Source organism: Micromonospora jinlongensis (assembly GCF_013410645.1).
Lineage (GTDB): Bacteria > Actinomycetota > Actinomycetes > Mycobacteriales > Micromonosporaceae > Micromonospora > Micromonospora zamorensis.
In genome coordinates, this window is sequence record NZ_JACCHK010000001.1 from 1833527 (window position 1) to 1850618 (window position 17092).

A 17092-nucleotide genomic window follows, 5' to 3' on the forward strand; every position below is an offset into this window, starting at 1 on the left:
TCCCACGTGCTGCTCGGCGTCGACCTGATCGGCCACGACGCCACCTGCGCCGATGAGTCGCTCACCAACCGTACGGAGGACAGATGCCGCTGCCACTCCACCCAACCGATCCGGTTGCCCGCCCGGCCACCGGCCGGGGGCCTGCCGGCCGCCGACGCCTACGGTCGGTCGTGGCCGCGGTGTTGGTGGTGCTCGCCGTGGCAGCCGGCCTGCCGGCGGCGGGGCCGGCGCACGCCGCACCGGCGGTCAACTACACCAACCCGCTGGCGAACCAGCGGGCCGACCCGCACATCGTCCGGCACACCGACGGCTACTACTACATGACCGCGACGGTGCCGCAGTACGACCGGATCGTGCTGCGACGTGCGACCACCCTCCAAGGCCTGGCGACGGCGGCGGAAACGACGATCTGGAACCGGCACACCAGCGGCGAGATGGGCGCCCACATCTGGGCGCCGGAGATCCATTTCATCAACAACCGGTGGTACGTCTACTTCGCCGCGGGCCGCACCGATGACGTGTGGCGGATCCGCATGTACGTGCTGGAGAACTCCAGCGCGAATCCGCTGACCGGGTCGTGGACCGAACGTGGTCGGATCATGACACCGTGGGACACGTTCAGCCTGGACGCGTCGACCTTCGTCGCCAACGGGGTGCGCTATCTGACCTGGGCGCAGCAGGAGCCGGGCATCTCCAACAACTCCAACGTCTACCTCGCCAGGATGGGTGCCAACCCGTGGCAGATCACCGGCACGGTGACCCGGCTCGTCGTGCCGACGTACGACTGGGAGACCCGCGGCTACCGGGTCGCCGAGGGGCCGGCGGTGATCCAGCGCAACGGCCGTATCTTCCTGACCTACTCGGCCAGCGCCACGGACGCCAACTACTGCCTCGGGATGCTGAGCGCCTCGGCCACCGCCAACCTGCTCGACGCCGCCGCCTGGAGCAAGAGCCCCAACCCGGTGTTCGCCAGCAACACCGCCACCGGTCAGTACGGCCCCGGCCACAACTCGTTCACCGTCTCCGAGGATGGGCAGAGCGACATCCTGGTCTATCACGACCGCAACTACCGTGACATCAGCGGCGATCCGCTCAACGACCCGAACCGGCGGACGAGGCTGCAGAAGCTGTACTGGAACGCCGACGGCACCCCGAACTTCGGCATCCCGGTGCCCGACGGGGCCACACCGGTGCGGCTGCGTTCACACGATCTGACCAGCAGCTACATCCGGCACTACGACTATCGGGCCCGGGTCGAGCCCAACGTGGCCAACCTGGCCGACTCCCAGTTCCGCATCGTCAGTGGTCTCGCCGGGGGCGGGACGGTGTCGTTGGAGTCGACCAACTTCCCGGGGTACTACCTGCGTCACCGTGGCTACGCCCTGTACGTCGAACGGAGCGACGGCTCGTCGCTCTTCGGCGGCGACGCGAGCTTCTACCGCCAATCCGGCCTGGCTGCCAGCACCGGGGTCTCCCTGGAGTCACAGAACTTCCCCGGCCGGTACGTGCGCCACCGCGACGGACTGCTCTACCTGGAAGCGGTGACCACGAGTGCCGAGCGTGCCTCCGCCACCTTCCACCTGGAATAGCCGCGGGACCACTCCCCCATCGAGCCAGGAGCACCGATGACCCCCACCACCACGAGAAGACCGTCCAGCCACGGCCCGATCCGCCGCGGCCGGCGTACCAGCCTGGTTCTGGCCATGATCACCGCGCTGGTCGGCGCCGCCGGCGCTGTGGTGGTCGGCGTGCCGCCGGCAGCGGCGGCCACCATCGACACCAACGCCTACTACGTCCTGGTCAACCGACACAGCGGCAAGGTGCTGGACGTCCGGGACACCTCGACGGCAGACGGCGCGGTGATGCAGCAGTGGTCCCGCAACGACGGCGAATGGCAACAGTTCCAGTTCGTCTCGTCCGGCAGCGGCTACTACCGCCTCAAGGCTCGGCACAGCGGCAAGGTCGTCGACCTCTGGGAGTGGAACACCGCCGACGGCGCCGAGTACCGCCAGTGGCCGGATCTCAACGCCGCCAACCAGCAGTTCCAGGTGCTCGACTCCGACGGCGGCCATGTCCGGCTGATCAACCGCCACTCCGCCAAGGCACTCGAGGTCTGGGAGCGGTCCACCGCCGACGGCGGCCGCATCAGCCAGTACACCGATGTCGGCGGTACGAACCAGCAGTGGCAGATGATTGCGGTCGGTGGCGGAAGCGCCGGCTGTGGCAGCGGGTCAACGAACGCCGAGGCCGTGCTGAGCGGGAGCACCTGGACGGCCCGTAACGGCTCGTCGACTGTCTATTCGGGTACGAGCATGTTGTCCGCCATGCAGGCGGCGGTCAATTCACTGTCGGCCGGTCGGACGGCGAAGCAGCGGGTGGTGGTGCGCGGCTCCGGGTCGATGAGCGCGGGTTCGCGGCTGTCGCTGCCGTCGTACACGACGCTGGCGGTGTGCGGCACGATCAACGTGACCGGATCGGGCTCGGGCGACCAGGCGCCGGTCTACTCGCGGGGAACCACGGATGTGGAGGTGCAGAACCTGACGCTGACCGGGTCGCCGTTGTACGGCATCTTCATACGCAACGTGAACAACCTGACCCTCGGGCAGATCGACATGCGGCTCTCCGCCGGCCTGGGAGTGCGCATCGACAACCACGGCGGAGATCGGGCGGTCAAGGTACGCAACGTTCGCATCGACACCGTGTACGTGTCAGGCACCGGTTCGCACGGGGTGGAGACGTACGGCGTCGACGGTCTGACCATCGGAACTGTCACGGCGCGGAACACCCGGGACTCCGGCCTGCTGCTCAACGACACGATCAACGCCACTGTCGGCACGGTCGACGCGCAGGGCGCCGGGGCCGGCACGGGGTACGCGGCGTTCCGGATGGCCAACCGCAACGGCCGGGTGGGCAGCTCGTATCCGACCAACATCCGGGTCGGAAACGTGATCGCGTCCGGGGGTGGCCGCGGGATCTTCTGCGTCTCCGAGTCCGGTGGCGCGGTCATCGACCGGGTGACGATCTCGAACACGGGGAACAACTCGATCCTGGTGGAGAACTGCTACAACGTCGTCATCGCCGGGGTGTCCGGGACGGTGACGGGCGGCGGCGAGATCAGGATCGCGTCGCGGACGGAGTTCCCGATCTCCTCCGGCATCCGGTTGCAGAACCTGACCGTGAGCGGCACCAACATCACCCAGAGTCCCTGTGGTGGCGCGAACAACACGATCAGCAACGTCACCCGGGTCAACTCGACGTTGACCTGGTGTTGAGAGGCTGGCCCTCGCGTACTCGACAAAGGGCGGTGGGTCCGCGCACGTGGCGGGCCTACCGCGGCACTGCCTCCCGACTCCCCGCGCGGCGATGAGCAGTGGACGCACGACGCAGGATGATGAGCAGATTCCACAACTCGAAGCAGGAGGTCCGCGTGCGCGTCGTCCGCGTCCTGACAAACCTTCCGGTGCCTGACATCAGCGCCGCCAAGGGCTTCTACAGCGACTACCTCGGGTTGAGCAACGAGGAGTTCAACCTGGGCTGGGTGGCCCGCTACACCTCGCCCGACAGCGGCGCGAGCGTGCAGCTCGTCACCGGCGACGCGTCCGCACCCGAGGATTCGGTCATCTCGGTGCAGGTGGACGACGTGGACGGCGCCTACGCGGAGGCACAGCGCCTCGGTTACGCGATCGTGCACCCGCTGACCACTGAGCCCTGGGGAGTGCGGCGGTTCTTCGTCCGCGCTCCGGACGGCAACGTCATCAACGTGGCAGCCCATAGTTCCTGACCAGGGATCAGGGCGCCGGCCAGGTGAGCCAGGTGCCGGCTGTGGCTCGTCAGCGGTTGAGGTAGGCGGCCAGGCCGCCGAGCTCCTCGCTGGCGATGAACACCGAGCGCACGTTGAGAAGAGCCTCCTCGACGTGCGCGGTGCAGCCCCACGCCGAGTCACCCCACGAATCGGCGATCTTGATCTCGGCGGGTGCCGTGCATCCGGGAGCATCGCCGAGCTGGCAGTGCTCGGGATGCGGCAGAGCCGCCTGCGCGGCTGCGGCGGCACGCATCCGCGCGGCGAGTTCCACGGAGGCGGCGGCGCGCTGCTCGGCCTCGGCGCGCAGTTCCCGCTCCACGCGTAGCACCCTGGCCAGCTCGTCGTGAGCCGCCCTGGCGCGTGCTTCGGCGGCCATCTTCGCCTGTTCGATGTGGTGGCGTTCGATGGCCAGGGCCGCGGTGCCGGCGAAGACCCGGGTGAGAGCGAGGTCCGAGTCCTGTGGGACGCGCGGGGTGCGGTGGTACATGGCGAAGGTGCCCAGCAGGCCGCCGTCGCGAGCCAGGATGGGAGTGGACCAGCAGGCCGCCAGACCGGCCCGGTCGGCCAGATCCCGAAAGTCGTTCCAGAACGGGTCGGTGGTGATGTCGGTGACGATCACCGGCTCCCGGCGGTGGGCGGCGGTGCCGCAGGAGCCGACGCCCTCGCCGGTGGCGATGCCGTCGATGGCCTGGTTGTAGAAGGCGGGCAGGCTGGGAGCGGCACCGTGGCGCAGGTGCCGGCCGTCTGGATCGGCGAGCAGCACCGAGACGAGCACCTCCTGCGGTGCCAGATTCTCGATACAGCGGGCCATCCCGTCGAGCACCTCGGTCAGGGGCGCCTGGCGGGCGATCTGCTCCAGCAGGGCGCGGTGTTCGGTCATCAACCGTTGGGCGTGCTTGACCTGGGTGGTCTCCACGCCGAGCACACGGATCCCGGTCACCGTGCCGGCCGCGTCTCGACGCGGCTCGTAGGAGACATCGAAGAAGGCCTCACGGGCCTGCGGGCCGACGCCCAGCACGACCCGGACGTCACGGCCGACGTAGGCCTCGCCCGTGCGGTAGACCTGGTCCAGCAGAGCGATGAGGCCCTGATCGGCCAACTCGGGCAACACGTCCACGAGCGCGACTCCGGTACGGACCCGTTCCTCACCGATGGTCTCGAAGAAGGCCCGGTTCGCCGTCTCCACCACATGCGCCGGGCCGGTCAACGACGCGAAGACGGCCGTGGACTGCCCGAACAACGCCCGCAGATCCTCCTCAACCGCTCCTCGCCCGGCAACCGCCGGATCCGCGGCAGGCACCGCCGTCATGTCGTGGTCCGCCTCTCCTCGTATGCGTCGATGGTCCGTGACCCACTGGCCGGTGGCGGAGGGCAACCGCCGCCGTCGACCACGTGCGCGCACCACCAACCTACGGGACACCGCACAGGTGTCCACAGGACCGTGGCCGCCTACGCTGACATCGACGTGAAGGCCGGGCTGACGGCGGTTACTGGTCGCCGTCGGGGGCGTGCAGCCGCTGGCAGGGGTGCACGCAGATGAGGGGTGTGTCCTGATGAGCTCGACGACGGTGCTGCTGGAACGCCTGCTCCAGGCCGGGATGAGCGAGGTCGTCACAGTGGAGCCGGTGACGGGCGGGGTCGCCGCGCTCGCGGGCATCGCCACCCGTCGGGACGCCCCGTCGGTGTTCGTCAAGGGCTTCGCCGACGCGCCCGCCCTTGGGGTCTTCGTCGCGGAGGCCGAAGGGCTGGCCGCCCTACGCGAACTCGGCGGCATGGCCACACCCGAGGTGCTCCTGGCGGACCCGGAACTGCTCGTGTTGTCGGTGCTGCGTCCGAGGCCGCACACCGAGAGCTTCTGGGAGCAGCTGGCGCACCTGCTCGCCCGCATGCACACGAGCACGACCCATCCTCGCTTCGGATGGCACCACGACAACTGGCTGGGCCGCCGGCGCCAGGTCAACACGTGGCATGACGACGGGTTTGCGTTCTTCGCAGAGCACCGGCTGCTTCGGTGGCTCGGGGAGCCCCGCGTCGAGGCGGCGCTCGACGCGGCGGACCGGGCGGCACTGGAGCGGCTGTGTCGCCGACTGCCCGACCTGCTGCCGGACCGGCCCGCGTGCCTGACACACGGTGACCTGTGGACGCAGAACATCATGGCCACCCCGGACGGGCAGCCCGCGTTGATCGACCCGGCCGTGTCGTACATGTGGGCCGAGGTCGACCTCGCCCACGTGTGGTCCACCTCGCCCCCGCCCGAGGCGCAACGGTTCTTCGAGGTCTACGCGCACCTGACCTCGCTGGACGATGGCTGGCAGGCTCGCATGCCGGTCATCCAGCTGCGACAACACCTCGCCGTGCTGGCCCAGTTCGACGACGACTGGGGTGCCGGCGAGCAGATCCGCGCCACCCTTGCCCCGTTCCGGACGCGATCCTGACCAGAGGCCCGGCAGTTGACCGCCGCAACCTCGCGAGCAGCCGTTCCGGAGCGGGGTCTCACGGACGGGCGTCGTCATCATCGCCGCCCCGACCGCGACCATGGCGACGCCCACGGACGTTGACGGCGGCCACCAGGGTGACGACCGCAGCGGTCAACTGCAGCACACCACCGAGCAGATCGACCAGGCTGGAGATGGCGCCAGCGTCGGGAACAAGGTGCATCGCGGCCTCCGGGTTCGTGCCCACCGTCCGCTTCCTGCGGAAGGCCCTCCCCCGGGCCCAGCGGTAACCGCTTGGACGCCGCTGCCATTGTGGCACCCTCCCGCACAGCCGAGGAAGGTGTGCACCTGGTCGGGCGATGTGCTGCCGCCAAACGTCCACCCCAAGATCGACGCCGCCTGTCACGCCCGGAAATGGGCGGTCACCACACCGACGAGCAGATGCGGGTGATCGAACGCTGAGGCTCGACCAGACCGAGCCTCTTTCGGGCGACGATGTCCTCCTGTGCTGGACCAGACCGTCGATGATGAGCAAGGGTGTGCCACATCCATCGCGACACACCCTTGCTCATCTGCCGGGACGCGACGATTCACCGCTGACGGTTCACCGCGCAGGATCTCGACGGGTCAGCAGCCGATTCGGCTGGACCCGACCGCGACGTCGTCGTACCAGAGAGTGTCGGCTCCGCCGCCGTAGCTCTCCCATCCCAGCTTCAGGTCGGTGAGTTGCGGTCGCCAGGTGCGGTTGTACCACTGGCCGTCGATGTCGTGCGTCGGGACGCCGTCCGCGGTCAGTCCGGTGACGGCGGTGCCGTCCAGCCAGGTACGAGTCTGACCGGCCGAGCCGTCCACCATGAACTCCACACAGGCCCACCGGTTGACCGGTAGTGGCAGGCTCTGCGCCACCCCCGCCGGGCTCTGCTCGGGCAGGGTCGCGTCGTCGGAGGCGCGGTTCCACTGCAGGGCGCCGTTCTGGCCGCCCAACCGCAGGTCCTTGTTGCCGTCGGCGGCGTCGGCCATCGTCACCATGGTGGTGTGATCGGTGGGCTGGGCGGTGGTGTGCCGCACCCAGATCCGTCCGTACCGGACACTGCCCACGCTGCCGGAGTTCTTCGTCGACCTGATGAAGACGTGGTTGCAGTACCCGGCGGCACCGTTGATCCGGACCGCCCGGCTGCCGCTGTGCGTGGTGGTCGTGTCGATGGTGGCCGTGCCGGCCCCGGAACAGTCCGGGCTCACCACGGTCCAGTCACCGGACGGCGTCGAGCCGGTCTGGTTCTCGAAGCCGTCGCAGAGCACCGCCCCGGCGCACCCGACCGGCGGCTCGGTGGTCGGCGGGGGCGTCGTGGGCGGGGGCGTCGTGGGCGGGGGCGTCGTGGGCGGGGGCGTCGTGGGCGGGGGCGTCGTGGGCGGGGGCGTCGTCGGCGGGGGCGTCGTCGGCGCGGCGCCGTTGCACGGCACGCCGTTCAGGCTGAACCCGGTCGGCGCGCCGCCGCTGGCGCCGAACGTGCCCTGCACGCCGAACTCGGTCGCGCCGCCGGCCGGGATGCTGCCGTTGTACGACGCGTTGCGGGCGGTCACCGTCGATCCGGACTGGCTGACCGTGGCGTTCCAGCCGTTCGTGACGCGCTCGTCCCCGGCGTACGTCCAGGTGACGGTCCAACTGGACACGGCGGTGTCGCCCGGGGCGACCTTGATGTTGGCGGTGAATCCGCCGGACCACTGGTTGGGCGTGTAGTCGACCCGGCAGCCCTGGGCGGCTGCGGCCGGGCCGGTGAGCAGGGCCGTTCCGGTCACGGTGACGGCGGCGGCCAGCGCGGCGACGACCACCAGGGTCGGAGCGGGGCGGGCACGGAAGATCGTCATGAGAGGTCCTTCTGCCATCGAGCTGAACGGAGGCGACGCGGCGGCGCGCGTCCGGGACGGACGCGGCGCGACAACGCGCCCTGGGTGCGGCGCGGCGGTGCGCCACAGCGGCTGGTCGGCGCGTACGACCGAAGTGCCCGGCTCGGGGTGGACCTGTCAGCCGCCGACGGCCCGGTCGCCCGGACCACGGCGGTGTCCATCGCCAATCTATTTACCACTCTCGATTTAATCAAGCGTCGGCGTTCCGGTGGATCAAGGCGGTGACGACTCCGTTGCTAGGGCCATTGGTGGCCGAGCTCTTCCGCGGCTCCCGGGCTGCCGCCGGCCACCCGGTCATACCTGCGCGGGTCACTGGCACAGAGGTTTCCGGCGAGAGCGTCAGCGACGGTCGTCGGCTCCCCCGCCGGCACGTCGAGAACGGCCACGAACTGGAGCCAAGGGCCGTCGCCGACGCTCGGGAACTGCGGAAAGAAGTACGACACGTGGATACGTCCACGTTCACCCGGACGGGCTTCCACCCACACCGGGTGGCAGTCCCATCTGCCCAGCAGGTCAGGTTCGCTCTTCAGGCGCTCACGCACGAGGCGGGCCACGGTGCTCTCGTGCCACTCCCAGCTGCGGTCGGATTCGGCGCGGGTGATCTCGGCGTCGTACTGAGCGGCGTCGAAGGTGAAGGTCGGCACGCTGAGGTGGAAGTCGTCCGGGTCGCGCCAGTCGCGCCACACGACCTCATCGCCACACCGCTGGATGGTGACGTAGAGAGCGCCACAGCAGCCTTCGGTGCACTCGGCCTCGGCCAGCCGAACCTCGTGCGGCTCGGGATCGGCGTGGAGTCGGTGGTCGATTCCCAGCAGGTGCTCGGGCGGCGCGGCCGGCCCGGCGGTGAAGCTCTCCCGGACGATGGGCCGGTCGTCGATCAGGATCTTCGTCTCCATCGCATCGGCATGCGCGGGGTCAGCCACCGTGACCCGGATCGAGATTCGGTTGATGGATCTGTCCACTGTGGGTCCTGTCGGTCATGGCCGCCGGTTCGTCGGACCGGTGGACGGTCGTCGCCGCGTCACCCCGGCTCGGCCGCCATCTCCAGCCCCTCGTAGGCGAGCGTCAGGTCCCCCACGATGGGGTGACGGTACTTCTTCACGCCGGCGCCGTGGGGCCCCGGTGCGCCGGATCCTGCCCGAGCTGATCGACCTGATCGCGACCCGGCAGATCGACCCCGGCAAGGTCTTCGACCTCACCCTCCCCCTCGACGAGGCCGCCGAAGGGTACCGGGCGATGGACGAGCGCCGCGCCATCAAGGTGCTCCTCAAGCCCTGACCATCCCCGACGTTGCCCCGTCGGCGCGGTTGGACCACACCGACAGGGCAACGATCCTCGGGAGGGGCGCTACCTCTTGGCGATGGTGATCGTCGCCGTGCGGTAGTTGTTGCGCTTGTCCTTCTTCGTCGGGTCGTAGTTCTTCTCGATGTTGCCGGCGCTGTCGACCGAGAACCAGCGGAACGTCGTCGTCTCGGTCACGTGGAACACCTGCCCCGGCTCGCGGAACTCGGTAGCCGCGTAGCGGGGCGATTCAAGTGTGGGCCGGCTGCCGTCGGTCGTGTAGTAGATGGTGGCCGGCTCGCTGGTCTCGAAGCGCACGTCGACAGGCTGGGAGTAGCGACCCGCACCGGGGACCAGCCGCGACGTCGGGTTCTTGTTGTCCCTGCCCCAGTCCGCCGCGACCCGGAACATCTCCATGATCCCGTTGGCGTACTCCATCGTTTCGGCGTGGCCACTGACCAGCTCCGGGTTTCCCGTCCACTCCGGTTGGAACGAACCGCCCTGCCACTCGCCGGTGGCGGGGTTGTAGACGGAGCCGCCGACCTCCCAGCCGAAAGCGTAGATCCCGTAGGTGTAGTACAGGTCCTCGCGCACGTTGCCCGCCGAGGAGTAGAGGACGTCCGACGAGCCGCCGACGTTCTCCGGTGTGACGACGGTTTCCCGGTGCGCCTTGACCTGCGACAGGATCCGGGCGGCCGACTGCCAGTAGAACGCCTCGTCACCCAGCGGCGGGCGCGGCGTGGTGATCCGTCCGTCGGCGATGTAGGCGCCGGGCTGCCAGAACAGCTGACCGCCGTTGGAGTGCACCGACATCATGAACTTGATGTTCGAGTACTTCTCGACCAGCCAGATGATGTTCTTCGACTCGGGCTCGGACAGCTCCTCCGGCCCCTGGTAGGTGCCGCTGACGCAGTTGGTCGACCCTCCCGCGTAGCCGTCGTGGCCCGACCCGACCCGGTAGTTCCGGTTCAGGTCGACGCCCCAGGAGTTCCGCTGGGCCGGATCGGCGCTCGCGTCCGGGCAGTGGTTCGTCATGTTCTTACGCTGCGAGGCGAAGTTGTAGAAGCTGTAGTTCGCCCCGTCGGGGTTGTTGGACAGGATGAAGAAGATGTCGGTGTTCTCGACGATCTTCTTCGTCTCCCGGTCCGACCGGTAGTTGTGCACCAGGCGCTCGGCCGACTCCAGGCTGGTCGTCGCCGGCACCCACTCGCGGGCGTGGTCCTGCGCCTGGATCAGGACACCAGGCTTCTTGCCGTCACGGTGCTTGCCGATCCGCAGGACCGGGATCGTCGCGGGGCCTCGCGGCACCTCACCCTCCGGTGCGCCGACGCGCTTCTGGTCGAGGAAGTCGGTCAGCGCGACCGGGCCGGCCGTCGGAGCGACGATGCCGGTGCCCTCGTTGGTGCGGTACGGGTGCGCCCGGTCGATGAGGCCCGCGGACCGGGTCCGCAGTGCGTCCGCCACCTCGGTGGCCGTACTCGCCGGCGCCCCGGCGGCGTCCGTGGCGAGCAGGACGCGAACCGCCTTGCCCGTGACCTCCACCGCGAGCGGGAGGTTCGCATCGGGCCGGTCCACGAACTCCACGGTGATGTCGTTGCCGCCCTCGTGGCCCCACGCCGCGGAGGTGACGACGACCGCCGCCTGCCCGGTGCCGCCGAGCTGAGCCTGCGCCTTGCGCTGGTACCCGTTGGTCTGGTTCGGCAGGTAGACGATCTCGGCGATGTCCGGGTACTGGCGGGCGATCTCCTTGGCGCGACTGTAGAGCTGCTGCGGGTGCTTGTAGCCGTCCACGAAGTCCGACTTGTAGGACGGGTTCGCCGTCAGCGGCGGCGGAGCGTTTTCCAACCAGTTCGAGACGACACCGGTGGCGACCCCACCGGTGGAACTCGTCACCTGGATCCTGGTCGGGCGGGTGTCGAGCTTGAACAGGTTCCGGTGGAACATGTACTGCCCGGAGTCGACGAACCGGCTCATCGTCCGGGCGAAGCCGAACGGCGTGCCCTTGCCCGAGTCGTTCTCGACCTGCATCCCGACGATCGGGTCCGCCTGCTGACCCTCGGTGGTCCGCGCCTCGACGTACAGGAAGCCCTGGCCCTTGGTGGTGAACCAGTCGGCGCGGGCGATGCGTACCGTCGCCTGGTGGTCTGATGGCTGGACCGCCCGCGCGGCGGCGGCGTCGACGGCGATGCCGCCGTCGGCCTGGTCGCTCCAGGCGAAGCCGGCATCGTCGGCGAGCACCTCGACGCCCATCGCCGTGAGTTCGGTGACCTGCTCGGCGGTCACCACCGCCTCGCCTTCGATGCCGGTCGGCACGCGTCGGAGGCCGTGCTCGAGGTCGAAGCCGGCGGCGGCCACCTTGTCCAGCATGTCGGCGCCGGTCAGCCTGATCTGTACGAGGCGTACCGATTCGCGATCGTCAGGTTGGGATCGGCTGGTGGTGGCTGACGGCCCGGTGGGATCCGCGCCCGCAGGCCCGGTCGCCACGAGGATGCTGCCCACCAGGGCGGGCAGCGCCAGAAGCGCGATGCGCCGTTGTATGTGCCGCATTCCCCCTCCTTCTATTTACGACGGATGGTTGAGGTGGTGGCAGGACTCCGTGCTCGTGGACGATCGCCGTTGCGAGAAGGAACGGGAGGACGGGAGCCCGCTGGGTCCGGTGAGCGTATGTGCGTTTGCGGCCGCAGTGGATCGCCTCGATCGAATTTGAGCATTCCTTGAGGCGATCAGCACCGTGGATGGCGCGACCGTGTCCACGGTGGGCGGTGCCTGCCACGAACGCGACGTCCGATCACCGCCAGACGGTCGACCCTCTGTCCAGCAGGCTTGCTCTCATGAACAACGCACTTGACGGCAAGGTAGCTCTGGTGACCGGCGGTGGACGTGGCATTGGCGCCGCGGTGGCGACGCGCCTGGCCCGGGAGGGCGCCGACGTGGCGCTGACGTACCAGCAGAATCAGCATCGCGCGGACGAGGTGGTGGACCAGATCAAGGCCGCAGGACGGCGGGCCGTCGCCATCCAGGCGGACAGCTCCGACACCGCAGCGGTGGTAGCCGCAGTCGACCGGGTCATCGGTGAGCTGGGCCGGCTGGACATCCTGGTCAACAACGCCGGCGCGTTCCTGCTCGGACCGCTGGAGCAGTTGACCCTGGAGGACTTCGAACAGACCGTCGCGGTCAATGTCCGGGCACCGTTCGTCGCCGCACAGGCAGCGGTACGCCACATGCCGGCCGGCGGGCGGATCATCAACATCGGCAGCAACACGGCCGAACGGGCCGTCTTCCCGGGCTTCTCGCTGTACGCGATGAGCAAGACCGCACTGATCGGTCTGACCAAGGCGCTTGGACGCGAACTGGGCGACCGGGCGATCACCGTGAACCTGGTGAATCCGGGGGCCACCGACACCGAACTGAACCCGGCGGACGGCCCCAACGCCGACACGATCAGGGGGTTCACCGCCCTCGGCCACTATGCCGAGCCAACTGACGTGGCTGCCGCGGTGGCATTCCTCGCCAGCCCGGACGGCCGTTACATCACCGGGGCAACGGTCAACGTCGACGGCGGCTTCACCATCTGACCGTCGGCTCGCCGTCGCGCGGTCCGGCCGGTGGCGGAGACCCGACACCGGAGCGCGAGGTTAGCTGACTGTGACCAATCCGTCACTGGGCGCACACTCCTCACCGACATGTTCCCGTCGACTGGAGGAACACATGCGTCTCCGATCGTTCGTCACCGCAGCGCTGGCCGCCGTCCTGGCGGTCAGCGCGCTCGCGCCAGTGACCCCGGCAGCGGCGGCCACCGCCGACCGCTGGGGGTTCGCGTACGTCAAGGACCCCACCGTGCCGGTCTGGACCGTGCTGGACACCAGCCGGCAGTGGGGTAGCTGGAAGACCGCGTTCCCCGCCGCCTGGGCCGACGGTGTCAAGCTCGCGCCCGGCCGGTTCCAGGTCCGTTTCCCGCAGGTGGGTGCCAGCTCGCGCGGGGTGCCGCACGTGACCCCGGTGAACCGGACCGGGCACTACTGCGAGGTGGTCCGCTGGTTCCAGTCCGGCGCCGACGAGATCGTCGACGTGCAGTGCCACAAGCCCGGCGGCACGCGCGAGGACACCCCGTTCACGGTGCTCTGGACGACCAGCTCCGGCGTGCTGCCGGCCGGCACCTCCCACGCGTACACGCAGTGGGGCAGCGGCGTGCTGGTGCAGTCGTACAACTCCACCGGCGTGGTGAACACCGTCGGACCGCTGGGCGTCGGCCAGTACCTGGTGCGGCTGCCCGGAGTGGGTCTGGCCGGGCTGCTCGCCGGTAACGTGCAGGTCACCGCGGTGCAGCCGAACGCCGGCCCCCGCCGGTGCAAGGTCAATTCCTGGAACGCGGTCGGCACCGACGTGCAGGTGTACGTCTTCTGCTACAACCAGGCCGGTGCGCTCACCGACACCGACTTCGCCCTCTCGTACCACCGCCGCCGGCCGGTGATCGGCTCCCTCGGCCCGCCGTCGTACTTCGGTTACCTGGGTACCGCCGTCGGTGGGCCCACCAACGACAACTCGGTGCTCGGTGTCGGTGCGAACACGGTGGCACCGCTGGCCCCCGCCGGCCGCTACCTGGCGACCTTCCCGCAGATCGGCATCAAGGAGACCCACGCCCAGGTGGTCGCGCAGGGTGCGGGCAGCAACTACTGCCACCTCACCCAACCCTGGACGTACACCACCAACGCCGACGTCGACGTGATCTGCTTCGACAACGCCGGCGTGGTCACCCCGCACCGCTTCCTGGCCACCTTCACCTCGCGGCTCTGACGCCGCCACCACCGGCGGTGGCAGCCCTCAGGCCACCGCCGGTGACCGCGTCCATCACCACCGCCCGGAGGTGTACGCAGCTACAGGGCGGCCGTGGTCTCTTTGAGGATGCCGGCAAGGGCGTCGTAGTCGACGGTCTGCCCGGCCTTGATGTCGACGGCTTTGCGTTCACCCTTGCCCAGGGACCGGAGGAAGCCCTTGACCTCGGGAACGTCCGTCGCATTGAACACCATGAAGGAGATCTTGTCCTTGGCCACCGCGATGACGGCCGCGTAGTGCCCGTTCTTGAGGTAGTGCGGCTTGCCGTACTGGAGGCGCTCCTCGACATCAGGAATGGTCTGGAGGACCATCGCGCGCAACTTCTCACACACGTCGATCTGCCACGGCTGCGTCTTGTTGATGTACTGGGTGACGTCGTCACTCATGGCCATCTCCTTCATTGTCGTTGCCAAGGATGGTCGACCGCGACGGTGCACCCGCAGCCCGACCCGACCCGATCCGGTCGCCGCCGGAGCCGCCCTCGCCCGGGCAGGATCGTACGACGAATCCGCACCTCGGAGGGCCCCGTGACCCTGGGATGTCGGCCCCGCCGCACCGGTCGGGTGCAGCGGCGTCGGAGCCCTGGATTACGGTGACCAGGAAAGGTGGGTGGATCATGGTGCCGCAGGTGTCACCGCGAAGGGCCTGGGCCGTGCTCGTCGCACTCTCCCTCGCGGCGTTCGCGTTCATCACGACCGAGCTGCTGCCCGTCGGGCTGCTGACCCACATCGCGCCCGACCTCGACCGCTCCCGCTCGCAGGTGGGTCTGCTGGTCAGCGGGTACGCCATCGTGGTCGTGCTGGCGTCCGTGCCACTGGCCCGGCTGACCCAGCGGATACCCCGACGCCAACTGCTCGGCGTCACGATGCTCCTGTTCGCCGCCGCGAACGCCCTGGCCGCGCTCGCGTCGACGTACGCGGTGCTGGCCGGCTCCCGCGTCGTGACGGCGCTCGCCCAGGCGCTGTTCTGGTCCATCGCCACGGCGACAGTGACCGGCCCCTTCCCGGCCGCGGTTCGGGGTCGGGTGGTCGCGCTGTTCGCGACCGGAGCGACGCTCGCACCCGTGCTCGGCGTACCCCTCGGCACCTGGCTCGGGCAGCAGGCCGGTTGGCGTACGGCGTTCGGGGCGCTGGCCGGAGTCGGACTGGCGATCGCCGTCGCGGTGTTCATCCTCCTTCCCTCTTATCCCCCGGCTGCCGGCGGCGCCGCCCGTGGCACCGCACCCGACGGGCGGCGCTTCGTCCTCCTGCTGGTCGCGACCGCCCTCGGCATCGGCGGCTTCATGACCCTGCAGACCTACGTCACACCGTTCCTGCTCGACGTCAGCGGCTTCGCCGACGCGGTGCTGGCACCACTGCTGTTCGTCTCCGGCGCGGCCGGCGTCATCGGCACCCTGGCCGCCGCCCGCACCCTGGACAGCCGGCCGACCGCCTCCCTGCTGACGCCGCTGAGCATCGGCGCGGCCTCCCTGTTCGGCCTGTACGCGCTCGGCGCGCTCCGTCCCGGCGTGGTCGCCCTCCTCGCCGGCGTCGGCCTCGCCTACGCGGCGTTCGGCTCCGCCGTGCAGAGCCGCATGCTGCAACTGGCCCCGGGCAGCACCGACATCGCGTCGGCCGGCGTCAGCACCGCCTTCAACGCCGGCATCGCCGGCGGATCGCTGCTCGGCGGCGGCCTCCTGCCCACCCTCGGGCCACGCCCGCTGGCGCTCGCCGGCGGGCTGCTGACGCTGGCCGCCTTCGCGTTGCTCGCCGTGGACGCGTGGCGGAGCCGCACCGCCGGGTCAGCGCCGGCCTCCAACCCTGGCAGCCCAGCGGCTGGGCAGGAGATCACTCCGGCCCGGACGGGAACGGCGTTGCACGACTGACAGAGCGCGTCACGGATCGCGCGGAACGACGCACTCTGCTCTCCCGCTGTGGGTGAGGCCCTCCCGGGGCAGTTCCCGGCGCGAGCGAACCGCTGCCAGAAGATCCGCGATGTCCGCGATGGGCAGCAGGTCGGCAAGTAGCCGACCACGTATATCGCGCAAATCAGCGGCGAACCGCCGGACGGCGGCAGCCGATGAAGCATCCCGCGCCATGCGTCCAGTATGAGCGTCCTACTCATCCCCCGGTCACCGGACACCCGCTCATCGGCATGAGCGGACACGCGCCGGATCAGCGGCGCTGCCCGCACCGCCGCGCCATGGGGTTGCACCGTCTCTGCCTACGGCGCAGGTTCCAGTACGACGACTGGGATCTCGCGGGTGGTCTTCCGCTCGTAGTCGGCGAAGCCTGGATACGCGGCCTTCTGCGCGCTCCAGATCCGTTCCCGCTCGTTGCCGGCGGCAACTCTGGCGACCAACTCGACCTTGTCCGTACCGATCTCCGCTTGGGTCTGCGGGTGAGCGAGCAGGTTGTAGTACCAGTCGGGATTGGTGGGCGCACCGCCCTTGGACGCGAACACGGCGTAGCCGCCGTCCACCTTCTGGTACATCATCGGGTTCACGCGAGGCTGGCCGCTCTTTGCGCCGACCGTGTGCAACAGCAGCAGCGGCGCGCCAGCGAACTGACCGCCGACCTGCCCACCGTTGGCGCGAAACTCAACGATGATCTTGTCGTTCCAGTCGCTCATGCTCTCTCCTTGCCTCCACGAACCGACTCCTTGAACACGATTCTGACAGTCCCGGCCGGAGCGTGACACTGCGACCACACACCAACGAGCGTCGCCGACAACGGCGGTGGCCACGTCGATCGGATCGGATGGTCCGGCCCGCGGGTGCGGGGCGTACCCGGGCACCCGGACGTTCCGGTGCTTCGGCGATGCATGGCGCCGGCGCCGTTCCACACGGTGCGAGCTG

15 protein-coding genes are annotated in these 17092 nt (G+C 69.5%); 8 read left to right on the top strand and 7 right to left on the bottom strand.

What is annotated here, in order from left to right:
• The first annotated feature begins 170 nt into the window (after nt 1-170).
• The 3 genes from HNR22_RS07865 (at nt 171) to HNR22_RS07875 (ending at nt 3781) form a co-directional block, all read left to right on the top strand.
• On the top strand, nt 171-1589 hold the full coding sequence (locus HNR22_RS07865; protein WP_343059729.1) for a family 43 glycosylhydrolase: 1419 nt from the start codon (nt 171-173) through the stop codon (nt 1587-1589).
• Nucleotides 1590-1625: 36 nt separating this feature from the next.
• The gene (locus HNR22_RS07870) at nt 1626-3272 is read left to right on the top strand and encodes an RICIN domain-containing protein (protein WP_179779787.1); all 1647 of its coding nucleotides are present in this window, start codon (nt 1626-1628) and stop codon (nt 3270-3272) included.
• A 188-nt stretch (nt 3273-3460) separates the two neighbouring features.
• Nucleotides 3461-3781: a VOC family protein gene (locus tag HNR22_RS07875; RefSeq protein ID WP_218906241.1), complete on the top strand. Its 321-nt coding sequence runs from the start codon at nt 3461-3463 to the stop codon at nt 3779-3781.
• Nucleotides 3782-3830: 49 nt separating this feature from the next.
• Here HNR22_RS07875 and HNR22_RS07880 read toward each other — a convergent pair whose 3' ends face one another.
• Entirely contained in the window at nt 3831-5111 is a 1281-nt protein-coding gene (locus HNR22_RS07880) for a GAF domain-containing protein (protein ID WP_179779789.1), read from the bottom strand.
• Between the two features lie 244 nt (nt 5112-5355).
• Between HNR22_RS07880 and HNR22_RS07885 the strand changes: the two genes are divergently transcribed.
• Nucleotides 5356-6237: a fructosamine kinase family protein gene (locus HNR22_RS07885; protein WP_179779790.1), complete on the top strand. Its 882-nt coding sequence runs from the start codon at nt 5356-5358 to the stop codon at nt 6235-6237.
• A gap of 58 nt (nt 6238-6295) precedes the next feature.
• Here HNR22_RS07885 and HNR22_RS07890 read toward each other — a convergent pair whose 3' ends face one another.
• From HNR22_RS07890 to HNR22_RS07900, 3 genes are all read right to left on the bottom strand, one after another.
• The gene (locus HNR22_RS07890) at nt 6296-6484 is read right to left on the bottom strand and encodes a hypothetical protein (RefSeq protein WP_179779791.1); all 189 of its coding nucleotides are present in this window, start codon (nt 6482-6484) and stop codon (nt 6296-6298) included.
• A 380-nt stretch (nt 6485-6864) separates the two neighbouring features.
• Complete coding sequence (locus tag HNR22_RS07895; RefSeq protein WP_179779792.1) at nt 6865-8103, bottom strand: cellulose-binding domain-containing protein; 1239 nt, start codon at nt 8101-8103, stop codon at nt 6865-6867.
• Nucleotides 8104-8378: 275 nt separating this feature from the next.
• Nucleotides 8379-9038: a hypothetical protein gene (locus HNR22_RS07900; RefSeq protein ID WP_179779793.1), complete on the bottom strand. Its 660-nt coding sequence runs from the start codon at nt 9036-9038 to the stop codon at nt 8379-8381.
• Between the two features lie 226 nt (nt 9039-9264).
• Between HNR22_RS07900 and HNR22_RS07905 the strand changes: the two genes are divergently transcribed.
• A complete protein-coding gene (locus tag HNR22_RS07905) occupies nt 9265-9420 on the top strand; it encodes a hypothetical protein (protein ID WP_218906243.1) in 156 nt (51 codons plus the stop codon).
• Between the two features lie 69 nt (nt 9421-9489).
• Here HNR22_RS07905 and HNR22_RS07910 read toward each other — a convergent pair whose 3' ends face one another.
• Nucleotides 9490-11970, bottom strand: a complete 2481-nt coding sequence (locus HNR22_RS07910) for a M14 family metallopeptidase (RefSeq protein WP_179779794.1) — start codon at nt 11968-11970, stop codon at nt 9490-9492.
• A 284-nt stretch (nt 11971-12254) separates the two neighbouring features.
• On the opposite strand from HNR22_RS07910, the gene HNR22_RS07915 reads away from it, so the two are divergent.
• Both HNR22_RS07915 and HNR22_RS07920 read left to right on the top strand, forming a co-directional pair.
• Nucleotides 12255-12998 (top strand): SDR family NAD(P)-dependent oxidoreductase, encoded by a 744-nt coding sequence (locus tag HNR22_RS07915; RefSeq protein ID WP_179779795.1) that lies wholly within the window; start codon nt 12255-12257, stop codon nt 12996-12998.
• A gap of 133 nt (nt 12999-13131) precedes the next feature.
• On the top strand, nt 13132-14217 hold the full coding sequence (locus tag HNR22_RS07920) for a hypothetical protein (protein WP_179779796.1): 1086 nt from the start codon (nt 13132-13134) through the stop codon (nt 14215-14217).
• 80 nt (nt 14218-14297) lie between these two features.
• Here the strand turns inward: HNR22_RS07920 and HNR22_RS07925 are convergent, their stop codons facing one another.
• A complete protein-coding gene (locus HNR22_RS07925; protein ID WP_179779797.1) occupies nt 14298-14642 on the bottom strand; it encodes a DUF1801 domain-containing protein in 345 nt (114 codons plus the stop codon).
• Nucleotides 14643-14884: 242 nt separating this feature from the next.
• Between HNR22_RS07925 and HNR22_RS07930 the strand changes: the two genes are divergently transcribed.
• On the top strand, nt 14885-16120 hold the full coding sequence (locus HNR22_RS07930; RefSeq protein ID WP_343059730.1) for an MFS transporter: 1236 nt from the start codon (nt 14885-14887) through the stop codon (nt 16118-16120).
• Nucleotides 16121-16458: 338 nt separating this feature from the next.
• Here HNR22_RS07930 and HNR22_RS07935 read toward each other — a convergent pair whose 3' ends face one another.
• On the bottom strand, nt 16459-16866 hold the full coding sequence (locus HNR22_RS07935; RefSeq protein ID WP_179779799.1) for a nitroreductase family deazaflavin-dependent oxidoreductase: 408 nt from the start codon (nt 16864-16866) through the stop codon (nt 16459-16461).
• Nucleotides 16867-17092: the final 226 nt, after the last annotated feature.

Coding starts and splice junctions, on each gene's coding strand:
- HNR22_RS07870 (WP_179779787.1), top strand. CDS start 1,626: ATGACCCCCACCACCACGAGAAGACCGTCCAGCCACGGCCCGATCCGC.
- HNR22_RS07880 (WP_179779789.1), bottom strand. CDS start 5,111: ATGACGGCGGTGCCTGCCGCGGATCCGGCGGTTGCCGGGCGAGGAGCG.
- HNR22_RS07885 (WP_179779790.1), top strand. CDS start 5,356: ATGAGCTCGACGACGGTGCTGCTGGAACGCCTGCTCCAGGCCGGGATG.
- HNR22_RS07895 (WP_179779792.1), bottom strand. CDS start 8,103: ATGACGATCTTCCGTGCCCGCCCCGCTCCGACCCTGGTGGTCGTCGCC.
- HNR22_RS07900 (WP_179779793.1), bottom strand. CDS start 9,038: ATGGAGACGAAGATCCTGATCGACGACCGGCCCATCGTCCGGGAGAGC.
- HNR22_RS07910 (WP_179779794.1), bottom strand. CDS start 11,970: ATGCGGCACATACAACGGCGCATCGCGCTTCTGGCGCTGCCCGCCCTG.
- HNR22_RS07915 (WP_179779795.1), top strand. CDS start 12,255: ATGAACAACGCACTTGACGGCAAGGTAGCTCTGGTGACCGGCGGTGGA.
- HNR22_RS07920 (WP_179779796.1), top strand. CDS start 13,132: ATGCGTCTCCGATCGTTCGTCACCGCAGCGCTGGCCGCCGTCCTGGCG.
- HNR22_RS07925 (WP_179779797.1), bottom strand. CDS start 14,642: ATGAGTGACGACGTCACCCAGTACATCAACAAGACGCAGCCGTGGCAG.
- HNR22_RS07935 (WP_179779799.1), bottom strand. CDS start 16,866: ATGAGCGACTGGAACGACAAGATCATCGTTGAGTTTCGCGCCAACGGT.